This is a genomic window from Aquincola agrisoli (assembly GCF_036621135.1).
In the GTDB taxonomy this organism is placed as follows: Bacteria; Pseudomonadota; Gammaproteobacteria; order Burkholderiales; family Burkholderiaceae_C; genus Aquincola; species Aquincola agrisoli.
This window is the reverse complement of record NZ_JAZIBG010000009.1, coordinates 137,935-151,497: the sequence shown is the minus strand read 5'-3', so window position 1 is coordinate 151,497 and position 13,563 is coordinate 137,935. Positions and strand designations below refer to the sequence as shown.

The following is a 13,563-nucleotide window of genomic DNA, read 5'->3' as shown; positions in this document are numbered from 1 at the left end:
TGCGCGTCATGCGATCCGCCGATCGAGGTAATTCAGCAGGGCGAGGTCGACCTGTTCGCACAGCGGCGCTGCGCGTCGAACACGTGCATGGAGCCCGCCGCGCCCACGGCTGCAGCCTTCGCGCTTGCCGAACATCTCGGCCATCAGCGCGGCCATGGGCACGCCGCGGGCCAGCGCATGGCCGTGCTCCCGGTACGTGGCCAGGATGTTGTCGTCGTCGTGCAGCCCGGGCATCGCGCCGGCCGCCACCGCCTCCTGGCCGATGCACAGGTGCAGGAAGCCGCGGATCTTGCCGGCGCCGTAGAGCTCGGCACAGGCTTCCTCGAAGCGCCGGATGCGCAGCATCTGCCGCAGCAGCGCCAGGGCGTCGTCGCTGGTGGCGCCCAGGGGAGCGCCCGCGGCCCGGTGCTCGGTTGGCGGGCGGGTCGACGCAGCGCGTCTCATGCAGCCTCCAGTGCCGATGTGTCGCCTTCGGGGAGGCCGAGTTCGCGCGCCTTCAGCAGCCTGCGCATGATCTTGCCGCTGCGGGTCTTGGGCAGCGCCTCGGCGAAGGCGATTTCCTTCGGTGCCACGGCCGCCCCGAGCCGCGTGCGCGCGAACCCGAGCAGTTCCCGCTGCAGGGCGTCGCTCGCGGCGATGCCGGGCTTCAGCGCGACGAAGGCCTTCACGGCCTCGCCGATCAGCGGGTCGGGCTTGCCGATCACGGCCGCCTCGAGCACCGCCGGGTGCGCCATCAGCACCGACTCGACCTCGTACGGCCCGATCAGGTGACCGGCGGACTTGATCATGTCGTCGGCGCGGCCGACGAACCAGTAGTAGCCGTCGGCGTCCCGGCGCGCAAGGTCGCCGGTGAGGTACCAGTCGCCGGCGAAGCACCGCGCGTAACGGGCCTCGTCGTTCAGGTAGCCGCGGAACATCGACGGCCAGCCGCGCTTCAGTGCCAGCTCGCCGTCGAGGCCGGGTTCCTCGATCGGCGCCACCCCTCCGTCGGCCTCGCGCCGCACGACGGCCGCGGTCACGCCCGGCAGCGGACGCCCCATCGACCCCGGACGCACCGCCATCCCCGCGCAGTTGGCGATCATGATGCCGCCCGTCTCGGTCTGCCACCAGTTGTCGTGGATGGGCAGCCCGAACGCCTCCATCCCCCAGGCCACGGCCTGCGGATGGAGCGGCTCGCCGACGCTGGCGATGAAACGCAGCGCGGCATACCGATGCGCACGCGCCGTGGCCGCGCCGCCCTTCATCATCATGCGCACGGCGGTGGGCGCCGTGTACCAGACGTTCACCCGTTCGCGTTCGAGCGTGGCGTACCAGCGCAGCGCGTCGAACTCGCCTTCGTCGACGATCACCGTGAGGCCGTGCGAGAGCGGCGCGATGATCCCGTAGGAGGTGCCGGTGACCCAGCCGGGGTCGGCCGTGCACCAGAAGACGTCCCCGTCACGGAGATCCAGCGCGTACAGGGCCGTCGCGTGGTGGGCGACCACCGCCTCGTGCACGTGCAACGCGCCTTTCGGGGCGCCGGTGGTGCCGCTGGTGAAGTGCAGCAGCGCAGGGCTCTGCGGGTCGGTGGGGCCGATCTCGTAGGCCGGGCTGGCCGATGCCAGCAAGGCCTGCCAGTCCAGCGTGGCCGTCGGCAGTCCGTCCCGTTCGTCGTCCTGCACGACGATCACGTGCGCCAGGGCCGGCAGCTGTTGGCGGATGCCTTCGACCTTGCGCCGGTACAGCGTGCTCGTGGTGACGAGCACCCTGGCGTTTCCCAGCGCCAGGCGGGTGGCCACCGGCTGCGGCCCGAAGGCGGAGAACAACGGCGTCACGACGCAGCGATGCTTGAGCGCACCCAGCAGCGCGACGTGCAGCGTGCCCACGCGGCCCAGCAGCGTGAACACGTGGTCGCCCGCGGCCACCCCCAGCCCGCCGAGGGCGTTGGCGAAGCGGCTCGATCGCGCGCCGAGCTCCGCATAGCTCAGGTCCTGCGCCGTGCCGTCCTTGCGGATGCAGCGCAGCGCCGTGCGGCCGGCGTGGGGCCCTGCAGCATGGCGGTCGACGGCTTCATGCGCGATGTTCAGCCCACGGCCCCGCGGCAGCCCCTGCAGCCAGCCTCGCGCCATGTCCCACGAGAAGCGCGCGCGATCGGTGCCGGGATCGGCCGGGATCGGCGCAGGGGTGCGTACCGGTTCCATCACAGGCAGGTTATGCAGGGTGCTGCACAGGGCCTTGCGCCAGGGCAAGCGCGGTGCCGCTCAGCGCGCGATGATGCTGCCGACCGATTCACCGGCGGGTTGCAGCGGGCCCAGCGGGTTGACCTGCCGTTCGGTGCGGTCGATGCGGGGCTCGCCGGCGTGGCTGCGAAACAGCACCGTCCCGTCGCGTACCGCGACCAGGCCTTCGAAGCGCCAGCCGGCGATGCGGGTCACGCGCCGGAAGTTCAGGAAATCCAGCAGGAAGCCGCCTTCCCGGCGGCGCTGAACGACGCCGAAGTGGAATTCGTAGGCGACGCAGGCCTCGCGCGCGAGGATGCAGTCGCGGATGCCGCGGTCCAGCGCCTCGAACGGCACGCCCGGGTCGGGCGACAGCCGCGCCGTGAGCCGCGGATACGGGATGCGGGTGACGTTCTTGCTGTGTTCGAGGTCGTAGCCCAGCGCCTTCAACTGGTCGATCCCGGTCTCGTAGGGAACGACCCGCTCCAGTGCGAGCGCCGCGGCCTCGAAGCTGTCGAAGCCGGAGGCGCTCACCGCCTGGCCGCGGGGCAGCAGCCCGGCGCAGCCGGCCAGGCAGAGGCTGCAGGCGCACGCGGCCAGCGCGGCCCGGGGGAGAACGCGGCAGGGGAGTCGCTCGGGCACCATGTGCCCATTGGATGCATGCCGGGCTCCGCAGGGCTTGCGTTGCGTCAAGGCGCGCTGCCGTCACGTGCCGCGAGCGGCGGTGCCTTGGAGGTCGCGCACCACGCGCATCGTCCTGCGGTCGCCGGGATCCTGCTGCACGCTGAACTGCAGCTGGCGGGCGAACTTCAGCATCTCGTGGTTGCTGGCCAGCACCAGCCCTTCCATTCGGGCGAGGCCATGGGCCCGCGCCGTGTCGATCAACGCCTGCATCAGCAGGCCGGCCACCCCGCTGCCCTGCCAGGCGTCGTCGACGGCGATGGCGAATTCGCAGCCCGTGCCAGACGCGTCGACGACGTAGCGGGCCACGCCCAGCGGCACCTCGCGGCCTTCGCGTAGCACGGTGGCGATCAGCGCCACATGGGCGACGCCGTCGACCTGCGTGAGCTGCCTGAGCTTGTCCGCCGGCAAGGTGTGCAGCGCCACCATGAACCGCCTGTAGCGGGACTCGTCGGAGAGGTGCGCGACGAACTCGACCTCCAGCGCGGCATCCGCCGGCCCCATCGGCCGCAGCGTCACGGCCGAGCCGTCGCGCAGGCGCCGGGTGCATGGCTGCGATGCAGCCGCCTGTGCGCGGGGGGCCGGGGGCGCTCGGCGGTTCCGGTGCGATGCGATGTAGGCCACCATCGCATCGAGGGTCGCGACCCGGCCCTGGTCCACGGCGGGGATCTCGACCTGCAGCCGCTCGTGCAGCGCCGAGATCAGGTTGAGCCAGTCCAACGAGTCGAGCTCGATCTGGTCGCGCAGGGGGGCTGACGGCAGGATCCGGCCGACCTCGCATTCCGGGGCGATCGAGGCGATCGTGGCGCAGACGGCGGCGCGGATGCCGTCGGCGTCCCGGCGGGTGCGTACGCCGCTGCTGCCCATGCCTCAGTGCAGCGCGTCGCAGAGCGCTTGCGCGAGCGCGTCGCGGCTGTACGGCTTGCGCAGCAGCGGCCAGCGCGCGGGCATGTCGAGCATTTCCGTCGAGTACCCGGACATCAGCAGCACCTTCAGGGCCGGCCACCGCTCGCCCGCCTGCCGCGCGAGCGCGGTCCCCCGCATGCCGCGGCCGAGCGCGATGTCGGTGAGCAGGAGATCGAAGGGCTGCGCCCGCGGGCCGCGCTCCAGCAGGGCCAGGGCCTCCTCCGCCGTGGCGCAGGCCGTGACATCGCAGCCGATCGCGGCCAGCAGGCGCGTGGTGACCGCCCGCACTTCGAGCTCATCCTCCACCACCAGCACGCGCAGCCCCGGCGGCACGCTGGAGGCTGTCTTCGCGGGGCCGTCGGGCCGGCCTGCCGCCAGCGGCTGGGGCAGGTAGACCGTGACCGTGGTGCCACGGCCGGGCGCGCTCTGCAGCGCCACAGCCCCCCGGGACTGCGTCACGAAGCCATACACGGTGCTCAGGCCCAGCCCGGTGCCGCGCCCGGCCTCCTTGGTCGTGAAGAAGGGCTCGAAGGCGCGCTCCGTCACCGCCTCCGACATGCCGCTGCCGGTGTCCCGCATCGCGACCGCGACGTAGCGTGTGCCCGGGGCGGCCTGCTCGGGCTGCGCCACGCCTTCGGGCAGCTTGTCCACCACCTGCGCGGTGAACGTGAGCGTCCCGCCGTCGGGCATGGCGTCGCGCGCGTTGATCGCGACGTTCAGCAACGCCGACTCGAGCTGCGTGCGGTCGGCGAGGCAGTGCAGCCCGTCGTCGTCGGGCAGCATCACCTCGATGCGGATGCGCTGGTCCAGGGTGCGGCGAAGCATGTCGGCCAGCGAATGGACGAGCCGCCCGATGTCGATGCAGGAGGGCTGCAGCACCTGGCGGCGCGAGAACGCCAGCAGCTTCTCCGTCAACTCGGCAGCCCGCCGGGACGCCTTCGCGGCGGCGCCCACCATCTGCTGCAGCGCCGGATCCCGGACGACGGCCGGCACCTCCAGCATCGCCTGCAGGTTGCCGGAGATCACCGTGAGCAGGTTGTTGAAGTCGTGCGCGATCCCGCCTGTGAGCTGGCCGACGCTCTCCAGCCGCTGGGCATGGTTGAGTGCCTCGTCGCTGCGAGCACGCTGCAGCCCCGTCGCCACCAGGCTCGCCAGCGCCTGCAGGAAGCGCAGTTCCTCGTCGCCGAAGGACGCCTGCGGTCCCCCTCGCACCGCCAGCACGCCGATGGTCTGGCCCCGGTCGGTCAACGGAACCGCCAGGGCGCTCGTCAGTCCTGCCTCCCGGTACGGCGCGGCCACCTGGAAGGTGGGCCGGTGCTCGGCGTCGGCCACCAGGGCCTCCCGGCCGGAGGCGACCATGTGCCCGGGCAGGCTGTCTTCGCTGTTGGGCACCTGCATGCCCACACCCAGCGCCGGCAGCAGGCCCACGCCGCTCGCGAGCGTGAAGTGCAGGCGGTGGGGCGCCAGCAGGTAGACGGCCGCATGCGGCACGCGCAGCGTGTCGGCGGCCACCCGAGGCGCCTCGTCGAGCAGCTGTTGCGGGTCCCGGCTGTCGACCGCCAGCCGCCCGAACTGGGCCACCCGGTCGCTGTAGCGTGCCCGTTGCAGCGCCTGCTGCACACGCGGGTAGCCCTCGATGCCCCGTACCGCCGCCACGACGTACGGCAGGCCCTGTTCCTGCAGGGGGCTGAGGGCGATCTCGACCATCACCTGCGTGCCGTCGCGCCGCTTGGCGACCAGCTCCGTGCGGGTGCCCATGGGCCTCGCGCGGGGCGCACGGGCGTATGCGGACCGGTAGGCCGCATGGCGCGGCCGGATGGCGTCCGGGACGAGTTCGTCGACCGAGAGCCCCGTCAGCTCCTCGATCGCGTAGCCGAGGAGCTCGGCCGCCGCGGGGTTGGCCATCACGATCTGGCCGCTGGCGTCGACCAGCAGCAAGGCGTCGGGGTAGGCCGTGAACAGCAGGCGGAAAACGGTCTGCTCGTCGATCGAAGGGGGCGCGACATCCATCCGGCACTCCAGGCCCGGCATTCCCGCCGAAGATCCGTTCCTGGAAACTTACGCCGCGGATCGGCCGCCGTCCAGTGGGAGCCCGCCGGCGCACAGGCGCCGGTCACAGCAGCACGCCAGCGGCGCGCGGCTCCAGCAGGCGCTGCACGAAGCCCGCCAGCGCCTCGGTGCTGGCGATGTGCAGGTGGCGGCGGCCGCGTTCGGTGAACCGGATGTGTCCCTCGCGCGCCAGGCGGCTCAGGGCCCGGCTGACGCTCTCGAGCGTCATCCCGAGGTAGCTGCCGATCTCCGCGCGCGTCATGCGCAGCGTGATCTGGTCGGTGCGCAGCCCGCACTGGCCCAGCGAGTCGGCCCAGTGGCGCAGGAACTCGGCGACGCGGGCGTCCGCCGGCAGCGTGCACAGCGACAACAGCGATTCGCGGTCGCGCGTGATGGCCTGGCTCATCGCGCCGTGCAGCAGCGCCAGCAGCGCGGGGCAGTCGACGCCGGCCTGCAGCAGCGTGTCGTAGCGGATGCTCCAGACCTCGCTGGTGTCCATCGCGATGGCCTCGCAGGCATGGCGGCCCGCGGCGATGCCGTCGAAGCCGAGCCAGTCGCCCTTGAACTGCAGGGCGACCACTTGCTCGCGGCCGTCGGCCGTGATGTTGACAACCTTGAAGCAGCCCGAATGCACCAGGTGCAGGCTGCTGAACGGCTCGCCGGCGCGGCAGGGCGCGTCCCCGGCGTGCAGCAGCCGGCGCTGCAGGGGCACGCGCTGCTCCAGCAGTGCGAAGACGTCAAAGAGGCCCGTCTCGGTGCATGCGCCGGTGCTTCGGGCGGGTGGGGTGGCGTGACGCAGATCCATTCGCTGCTCCTTCCGACATGAAAGGCAGCTTAGGCAGCGCCTGCAAACGCTCCGGCAATGCCCGGCACCGGTGAGTAACGCTCTGTGAACCGTCGATGAACGGCGTGTGTCCGGCCGCGCGCTGGCCGGCCGGCCCCTTGTCCCGTCCGCGTGGCGGCCGCGACGCGCGCCGCCATGGCGGGCCGTTCCGCAGCGGCGGCGGCCCGGCGAGGCGTCATGGTCGATTCACACAGCGATACACGGCGACGCGGTGCATTGATGCCCGGTTGTTCCCGCGATGAGGGGCGCGGCTATGCGTTTCCCTGCGACGAGGTCGGGCACGTCGACATGGACACGCTGAGCCCGCAGGCGCTGGACAACTACTTCTATGCGCGCGCCGTCGTCGGCCGTGAGCTTTCCTTCCCGGTGGTCGAGGTGCCCGCCCGCTGATGCGCGCCGCGACCCGCCTTGCGCAAGATCAAATGCCGCCAGCGGTGTCCGGCGCACCATGGCGGCACAGGACGGCAGGTTGCGATCGCCCCCCTGATCTTGCGCTGACGCCTGGAGGAATGCGAGATGGACCTGCCCACCCAGAACCACCTGACCCAATTGCGCGACCTGCTGTCGTACCGCCTGCGGGCGTTGCGCTCGGAGATCGACGCGGCCGGGCAGCGCCGCATGGAGATGCCCGACGGCGGGCCGCGCGATGTGCGTGATCGCAAGGAGGATGCCGCAGAGGCGATGTCCTCCGGGATCGAAGCCGCCGAGGTCGAGCGCGACGTCGAGGAGATGGCCCAGGTCGAGGCGGCGTTGCGTCGGCTGGACGAGGGCGTCTACGGCGACTGCCTGGACTGCGGCGAGCCCATCCCGTTGCAGCGCCTGTTCGTCCAGCCCGCGGCCGAGCGCTGCGCGGCTTGTCAGGCGGCAAAGGAACGGCTCGCCCTGCACGACCGATGAGGCAAGGCCCCGCCGCGAGATGGATCAACAGGACCTGCCCATCCGCCGCGTCGCCATCGACACCTGGCGCGAGAACGTCGCCTACTTGCACCGCGAGTGCCCCGTCGTGCGGGCCGCGGGGTTCCAGGCACTGTCCAAGGTGACGGTGCGGGTGGGCGACGGCCAGATCAACGCCGTGCTCAATGTGGTGGACGACGAGCAGGTGGTCCGGGTCTGCGAACTCGGCCTGTCGGAGGATGCCTTTGCCCGGCTGGGCGCCGCGGACGGCGCGCTCGGCGCCGTCGCCCCGGCGGTGGAGGCGGCATCGATGCCCGCGCTGCGCCGGCGCATCGCCGGCGAGCGGCTGGCACGCGACGACTGGCACGCGGTCGTCCGCGACATCGCACAGGCGCGTTACTCGAAGATCGAGCTGGCCGCCTTCATCGTCGCGGCCACCGGCTACGAGCTCGACCGGGAGGAGGTGCTCTACCTGACCGAGGCGATGATCGCGGCGGGTCGCCGGCTCGATTGGCAGCGTCACGTGCGCGGCGGGCCCGTCGTCGACAAGCACTGCATCGGCGGCATCCCGGGCAACCGCACGTCGATGCTGGTCGTGCCCATCGTCGCGGCGCACGGCATGCTGTGCCCGAAGACGTCGTCGCGGGCGATCACCTCGCCGGCGGGCACCGCCGACACGATGGAAGTGCTGGCCGACGTGGAACTGCCCCTCGCCCGGCTGGAGCAGATCGTGCGCGACACCAACGGCTGCCTCGCGTGGGGCGGCAGCGCCGATCTGTCCCCGGCGGATGACATCCTCATCTCCGTGGAGCGGCCCCTGGGCATCGACTCGCCCGGGCAGATGGTCGCGTCCATCCTGTCGAAGAAGATCGCCGCGGGCTCCACCCACCTGGTGCTCGACATCCCGGTCGGCCCCACCGCCAAGGTGCGGTCGATGCAGGCGGCGCTGCGCCTGCGCAAGCTGTTCGAGTACGTGGCCGATCGGCTTGGCCTGGTGCTGGACGTGGTGATCAGCGACGGCCTGCAGCCGGTCGGCCGCGGCATCGGGCCGGTGCTCGAGGCGCGCGACGTGATGGCGGTGCTGCGCAACGACCCCGCCGCGCCGTCGGACCTGCGCGAGAAGGCGCTGCGCCTGGCCGGGCGGGTGATCGAGTTCGACGCGGACGTGCGCGGCGGCGGCGGCTGGCGCATCGCCCGCGACATCCTCGAGAGCGGCCGCGCCCTCGCGAAGATGGAGGCCATCATCGACGCCCAGGGGCGCCGCGCACCGCCTGCGCTCGGCGGGCTGACGCACGAGGTCCGTGCGGAGCGCGCCGGCCGCGTGCTCGCCATCGACAACCTGCAGCTGGCGCGCATCGCCCGGCTGGCTGGCGCGCCGCAGGTGGCGGGCGCGGGCGTGGACCTGTTGCGCAAGGTCGGCGACGCCGTCGAGCCCGGCGCACCGCTGTACCGGCTGTACGCGCAGTACCCGGCCGACCTCGCGTTTGCGCTGGCGCGTGCCGAACTGGCGAGCGGCTACGTGCTGGGCGACATGGCGGCGCCATGCGCGGCCTGACGCAGCTGCTGGTCTTCGACGACACCGAGCGGCCTGCCGCGCAGAGGCTCGGCGCGGCGCTGGGCGTGCCGGTCGCCGGCGTGCAGCGCCACCGGTTCCCCGATGGCGAGCTGCGGTTGCGGCTGCCGCCGCGCCTGGCGGGCCACGTCGGGCTGTGGCGCAGCCTCGGCCGGCCGAACGAGAAGCTGGTCGAGTTGCTGATCGCAGCACCGGCGGCACGGGCGCTGGGTGCCCGCGAGCTCACCCTGGTCTGCCCGTACCTCGCCTACATGCGCCAGGACGCCGCGTTCACGCCCGGCGAGGCGGTCAGCCAGCGGCACGTCGGCCGGTGGCTCGCCGGCCTGTTTGACACCGTGGCGACCGTCGATCCCCACCTCCACCGCGTGGCCACGCTGGACGAGGTGCTCCCCGGCTGCCGGTGCATCACCGCGTCGGCGGCCGGTGCGCTGGGCGAGCATGCGGCCCGCAGGCTCGGCGATCCCCTGCTGCTCGGGCCGGACGAGGAAAGCCTGCCCTGGGTGCATGCCGCTGCGCGGGCAGGGGGCGCCTGCCGCGGCGGCGATGCGCCGCTGGACCATGCGGTGTGCATCAAGGTCCGTGGCGGCGACCGCGAGGTGCGGGTCACGCTGCCCGCGGCCTTGGACCTGAGGGGGCGCGAGGTCGTGCTGGTCGACGATGTCGCCAGCACCGGCGCCACCCTCCGCGCCGCGGCGCGCCTGTGCCTTGCGCAGGGGGCGAGCAGCGTCGACGTGGCCGTGGTGCATGCGCTGCTGTCGCCGGCCGGCAGCGCCGGCTTGCATGCCGCCGGCGTGCGCGGCCTCTGGAGCACTGACAGCATCGTGCATCCGAGCAACACGATCGACATCGTGCCCGCGTTGCTCGCGGCGTTCGAGGCCGCCGGGATCAGCCGCTCGCCCGCTGCTTGATCTCCGTCAAGCCCCGTCCTGGCACGGTTGCGGAGACTGGCGTTCGACGCAAGGCAACGCCCCGGATGGGAGGTGTCCATGGCTGACGCATTCGACCCATGGCAATCGGCTGCGATCGCAGCCGATGTCGTGGCGGCAGGCGCGAGCCCGCAGGCGCTGGCGCAGCGCCGTGCCTCGCGGCTGGCGACGTTGCTGAGGGCGGCGCGGCGGCGCTCTCCGCTCTGCCGGGAGATGCTTGCGCCCTACGGCGACCTGGCCGGCGTGGCGCTGCAGGATCTGCCCGTGATGCGCAAGCCGCAGCTGATGGCCCGGTTCGACGACTGGGTGGGCGACCGGGCGCTGTCCCTGCCCGCGTTGCGCCGATTCGTGGCCGACCGCACACGCATCGCGCAGCCGTTCCTCGGGCGCTACACCGTCTGGGAGAGCTCGGGCAGCAGCGGCGAGCCGGGCCTGTTCGTCCAGGATCCGCAGGCGATGGCGGTGTACGACGCGCTGGAGGCCTGGCGCCGGCCCCTCGTGCGGCCGTTGCTGCGCCTCGTCGATCCGCTGTACCTGGGCGAGCGCATCGCCTTCGTCGGGGCGATCGACGGGCACTTCGCGACGACGGTGTCGCTGCAGCGGCTGCGCCGGCTCAACCCGGCATGGGGTGCGGTGCTGCGCTTCGTCTCCTTCCTGCAGGCCACGCCCGCGCTGGTGGCCGCACTGGACGCCTACCGCCCGACCATCGTGGCGACCTACCCCAGCGCGGCGGTGATGCTGGCGCAGGAGCACCGGGTGGGCCGGTTGCGCCATGCACCCGCCGAAGTGTGGATGGGCGGCGAGACGCTCACCCCTGCCATGCGCCGCTTCGTCACGGAGACCTTCGGCTGCGCCGTGGTCAACAGCTACGGCGCCTCGGAGTTCCTCGCGTTGGCGAGCGAATGCAGCCACGGCAGCCTGCACCTGAACAGCGACTGGGCCATTCTCGAGCCGGTGGACGGCGCCGGCCGCCCGGTGCCGGCGGGCGAGACCGGCTCGACCGCGCTGCTGACCAACCTCGCCAACCATGTGCAGCCGCTCATCCGCTACGACCTGGGCGACCGCGTCACCTTGCGGCCGCAGGGCTGTGCCTGCGGCTCGGCGCGGCCTGTGGTCGAGGTGGAGGGCCGCTGCGACGACACGCTGTACGTTCCCGCGGCGCAGGGCGGCCGGGTGAGCATCCTGCCGCTGGCGGTCTGCACCGTGCTGGAGGAGGCGGCGGGCCTGTTCGACTTCCAGCTCGTGCAGGTGCGGCCCGGCCGCCTCGTGCTGTCGACGGCGCAGCCGGGCCGCACCGGCGACGACGCGCTGCAGCGCGCCCGCGCCTCGCTGGCGGCTTTCCTGTCGGCGCAGGGCGCGCCGCACGTGCAGATCGCGTGCCGCCATGCAGGGCCGGACGTGCGCGGTCGCAGCGGCAAGGTGCAGCGTGTGGTCTCGCTCGTGGCACCGCACCGGGCCGCGACGCCATGACCCGGCGGATCCTCATCGTGCAGGGCCACCCGGATCCGGCCGCGGCCCACTTCGGCCACGCATTGGCGCAGGCGTATGCGGAGGCTGCCAGCGGCGCGGGCCACACGGTGCGGACGGTCACGGTCGCACAGCTCGACTTCCCGCTGCTGCGCAGCCAGGAGGCGTGGGCCCACGGCCCCGTGCCCGCTGCCCTGGCGCCGGCACAGCAGGCCATCCTGTGGGCCGAGCACCTGGTGGTGTTCTTTCCGCTGTGGCTCGGCGGCATGCCGGCGGTGCTGAAGGGGTTCTTCGAGCAGGTCGCCCGACCGGGCTTTGCGATCTCGCAGGAGCGCAACGCGCTGGGCCTGCCCGAGAAGCTGCTGGCCGGACGGTCCGCCAGGATCGTCGTCACCATGGGCATGCCGGCGCCGGTCTACCGCTGGGTCTTCCACGCGCACAGCGTCAAGGCGCTGGAGCGCAACATCCTCGGCTTCGTCGGCATTGCGCCGGTGCATGAGACGCTGGTCGGCATGGTGGAGGGCCGGCCCGAGGGGCGCGAACGCGCGCTCGCGCGCATGGCCCAGCTCGGCCGACGCGGCGCTTGAACGGCCACGAACGGCCCCTCACGACAGCGCATCGAGCAGCACCGCCTGGATCAGCGCGCAGCGGCGTTCGGCCGGCGTGCCGAGGGCGACGCTGCCGACCGGCGCCGCGGCCCAGGCATCGGCCAGCGTGGCGATCGGATGGCCCGGGGTGCCGATGCTGTCGAAGACCGGGATGCCGGCGTTCTTCCCGAGGCCGTGCACCAGGTCCGGTTCCACACCGAGGCAGACCACGGCGTCGTAGAGCCGGCCGAGCAGCTGCGCCGAGGCCTGCAGCCGCTGCGGCGTGCTGCCGGAAGGCAGGTCCGGGCCGACGCGCGCGACCCGGCACCCGAGCGCTGCGGCAGCCTGCGTGAGCAGGGCGATGTCGCTGGCGTCGGCCGCCGCGCCGCACAGCAGCCCGATGTTCCTGCCGTGCAGCGCCGGCGGCACGGCGCCCGTCCGGCGGGTATCGCTCAGGGCCTGCGCACTGGCCAGCAGCGCCGACTTCTCCTGTGGGCTCAGGGACGCGAAGTCGTCGGCACAGCGGTGCGGCAGGTGGCTGGTCATGTTGCGGCGCCGGTCGGCCCTCACATCGCGTCAGGGCTCGGTGCCAAGACTAGCGGTCGTGCGGGGCGGCGGCTTGACGCGCATCAAGCCATCCTCGCGTCGGCGCGGCGGCCTCCGGCGAGATCAGCGCCTCGTCACCGGGGCGACGAGGATATAGCCGGCGCCGCGCACCGACTTGATGATCTGCGGGTCGTCCGGTTCGTCCTCGAGCTTCCTGCGCAGCCGGCCCACCTGGACGTCGATGGTGCGGTCGAACGGCGCGCCTTCGCGCCCACGGGTCTGCTCCAGCAGGAAGTCGCGCGACAGCACGCGGCCGGGATGGCGCACGAAGGCGCACAGCAGGTCGAACTCGCCGCCGGTCAACGGGATCTGGCGGCCCTGCGGGTCGGTCAGGCGGCGTGCAGCCATGTCCAGGCGCCACGACGCGAAGACATGCTCGCCGCCCTCGCGCGGCGCGGGGTCCGCCCCGGCCGCTGGCGGCGCGCCGGCAGGCTCCAGCCGGCGCAGCACGGCCTTGATCCGTGCAAGCAGCTCGCGCAGGTCGAACGGCTTGGTGACGTAGTCGTCGGCGCCGACCTCGAGGCCGACCACCTTGTCGACCGAGTCGCCGCGGCCGGTGACGATCACCAGGCCGCAACGCCAGTGTTCGCGCAGCCGGCGCGCGATCCCGAAGCCGTCGTCGCCCGGCAGGCCCAGGTCCAGCAGCACCACGGCCGGGGCGTCGCGGGCCATCAGCGCCATCAGGGCCGGCCCGTCGTGCAGCTGCGTGACCCGGTAGCCGTGGCCCTGCAGGTAGTTGGCCAGCAGCAGCGTGATGCCCTCTTCGTCGTCGACGACGGCGAGGTGGGTTCGGGCGGGTGTCGCTGCCGGTGGGAACGTCACGCGTGGAAGC

The 13,563-nt window shown here is 72.8% G+C and carries 14 protein-coding genes; 6 read left to right on the top strand and 8 right to left on the bottom strand.

Translation table 11 applies throughout. The features are described from left to right. Positions 1 to 6 precede the first annotated feature (6 nt). The 6 genes from V4F39_RS02575 to V4F39_RS02550 form a co-directional block, all read right to left on the bottom strand. Positions 7 to 444 (bottom strand): thiamine pyrophosphate-dependent enzyme, encoded by a 438-nt coding sequence (locus tag V4F39_RS02575; RefSeq protein ID WP_332287673.1) that lies wholly within the window; start codon positions 442 to 444, stop codon positions 7 to 9. Further along, positions 441 to 2,180 carry an acetate--CoA ligase gene (acsA, locus tag V4F39_RS02570; protein ID WP_332287672.1) on the bottom strand — a complete coding sequence of 580 codons (1,740 nt, stop codon included), beginning with the start codon at positions 2,178 to 2,180 and terminating at the stop codon, positions 441 to 443. Before acsA ends, V4F39_RS02575 begins: the two co-directional genes overlap by 4 nt. Before the next feature lie 60 nt (positions 2,181 to 2,240). Continuing rightward, positions 2,241 to 2,840: a hypothetical protein gene (locus V4F39_RS02565; RefSeq protein WP_332287671.1), complete on the bottom strand. Its 600-nt coding sequence runs from the start codon at positions 2,838 to 2,840 to the stop codon at positions 2,241 to 2,243. Between the two features lie 63 nt (positions 2,841 to 2,903). After that, positions 2,904 to 3,746 carry a GNAT family N-acetyltransferase gene (locus V4F39_RS02560; RefSeq protein WP_332287670.1) on the bottom strand — a complete coding sequence of 281 codons (843 nt, stop codon included), beginning with the start codon at positions 3,744 to 3,746 and terminating at the stop codon, positions 2,904 to 2,906. A gap of 3 nt (positions 3,747 to 3,749) precedes the next feature. Further along, complete coding sequence (locus V4F39_RS02555; protein WP_332287669.1) at positions 3,750 to 5,795, bottom strand: PAS domain S-box protein; 2,046 nt, start codon at positions 5,793 to 5,795, stop codon at positions 3,750 to 3,752. 103 nt (positions 5,796 to 5,898) lie between these two features. Continuing rightward, a complete protein-coding gene (locus V4F39_RS02550; RefSeq protein WP_332287668.1) occupies positions 5,899 to 6,639 on the bottom strand; it encodes a Crp/Fnr family transcriptional regulator in 741 nt (246 codons plus the stop codon). A 258-nt stretch (positions 6,640 to 6,897) separates the two neighbouring features. Between V4F39_RS02550 and V4F39_RS02545 the strand changes: the two genes are divergently transcribed. From V4F39_RS02545 to V4F39_RS02520, 6 genes are all read left to right on the top strand, one after another. Beyond that, a complete protein-coding gene (locus tag V4F39_RS02545; protein ID WP_332287667.1) occupies positions 6,898 to 7,068 on the top strand; it encodes a hypothetical protein in 171 nt (56 codons plus the stop codon). Between the two features lie 126 nt (positions 7,069 to 7,194). After that, entirely contained in the window at positions 7,195 to 7,575 is a 381-nt protein-coding gene (locus tag V4F39_RS02540; protein WP_332287666.1) for a TraR/DksA family transcriptional regulator, read from the top strand. A 19-nt stretch (positions 7,576 to 7,594) separates the two neighbouring features. Then, positions 7,595 to 9,127 carry a thymidine phosphorylase family protein gene (locus V4F39_RS02535; RefSeq protein ID WP_332287665.1) on the top strand — a complete coding sequence of 511 codons (1,533 nt, stop codon included), beginning with the start codon at positions 7,595 to 7,597 and terminating at the stop codon, positions 9,125 to 9,127. Next, the gene (locus V4F39_RS02530) at positions 9,115 to 10,053 is read left to right on the top strand and encodes a ribose-phosphate diphosphokinase (protein ID WP_332287664.1); all 939 of its coding nucleotides are present in this window, start codon (positions 9,115 to 9,117) and stop codon (positions 10,051 to 10,053) included. The genes V4F39_RS02535 and V4F39_RS02530 overlap by 13 nt, the downstream gene beginning before the upstream one ends. Before the next feature lie 78 nt (positions 10,054 to 10,131). Further along, positions 10,132 to 11,541, top strand: coding sequence for a phenylacetate--CoA ligase family protein (locus V4F39_RS02525; RefSeq protein ID WP_332287663.1), 1,410 nt, complete (start codon positions 10,132 to 10,134; stop codon positions 11,539 to 11,541). Next, on the top strand, positions 11,538 to 12,125 hold the full coding sequence (locus V4F39_RS02520) for an NAD(P)H-dependent oxidoreductase (protein ID WP_332287662.1): 588 nt from the start codon (positions 11,538 to 11,540) through the stop codon (positions 12,123 to 12,125). Before V4F39_RS02525 ends, V4F39_RS02520 begins: the two co-directional genes overlap by 4 nt. An 18-nt stretch (positions 12,126 to 12,143) precedes the next feature. On the opposite strand, the gene V4F39_RS02515 is transcribed toward V4F39_RS02520, so the two are convergent. Both V4F39_RS02515 and V4F39_RS02510 read right to left on the bottom strand, forming a co-directional pair. Further along, the gene (locus V4F39_RS02515) at positions 12,144 to 12,671 is read right to left on the bottom strand and encodes a Rossmann-fold NAD(P)-binding domain-containing protein (protein WP_332287661.1); all 528 of its coding nucleotides are present in this window, start codon (positions 12,669 to 12,671) and stop codon (positions 12,144 to 12,146) included. 123 nt (positions 12,672 to 12,794) lie between these two features. Further along, on the bottom strand, positions 12,795 to 13,553 hold the full coding sequence (locus V4F39_RS02510) for a response regulator transcription factor (RefSeq protein ID WP_332287660.1): 759 nt from the start codon (positions 13,551 to 13,553) through the stop codon (positions 12,795 to 12,797). Between the last annotated feature and the right edge of the window lie 10 nt (positions 13,554 to 13,563).

Coding starts and splice junctions, on each gene's coding strand:
- V4F39_RS02575 (WP_332287673.1), bottom strand. CDS start 444: ATGAGACGCGCTGCGTCGACCCGCCCGCCAACCGAGCACCGGGCCGCG.
- acsA (WP_332287672.1), bottom strand. CDS start 2,180: ATGGAACCGGTACGCACCCCTGCGCCGATCCCGGCCGATCCCGGCACC.
- V4F39_RS02560 (WP_332287670.1), bottom strand. CDS start 3,746: ATGGGCAGCAGCGGCGTACGCACCCGCCGGGACGCCGACGGCATCCGC.
- V4F39_RS02555 (WP_332287669.1), bottom strand. CDS start 5,795: ATGGATGTCGCGCCCCCTTCGATCGACGAGCAGACCGTTTTCCGCCTG.
- V4F39_RS02550 (WP_332287668.1), bottom strand. CDS start 6,639: ATGGATCTGCGTCACGCCACCCCACCCGCCCGAAGCACCGGCGCATGC.
- V4F39_RS02545 (WP_332287667.1), top strand. CDS start 6,898: ATGCCCGGTTGTTCCCGCGATGAGGGGCGCGGCTATGCGTTTCCCTGC.
- V4F39_RS02540 (WP_332287666.1), top strand. CDS start 7,195: ATGGACCTGCCCACCCAGAACCACCTGACCCAATTGCGCGACCTGCTG.
- V4F39_RS02535 (WP_332287665.1), top strand. CDS start 7,595: ATGGATCAACAGGACCTGCCCATCCGCCGCGTCGCCATCGACACCTGG.
- V4F39_RS02530 (WP_332287664.1), top strand. CDS start 9,115: ATGCGCGGCCTGACGCAGCTGCTGGTCTTCGACGACACCGAGCGGCCT.
- V4F39_RS02525 (WP_332287663.1), top strand. CDS start 10,132: ATGGCTGACGCATTCGACCCATGGCAATCGGCTGCGATCGCAGCCGAT.
- V4F39_RS02520 (WP_332287662.1), top strand. CDS start 11,538: ATGACCCGGCGGATCCTCATCGTGCAGGGCCACCCGGATCCGGCCGCG.
- V4F39_RS02515 (WP_332287661.1), bottom strand. CDS start 12,671: ATGACCAGCCACCTGCCGCACCGCTGTGCCGACGACTTCGCGTCCCTG.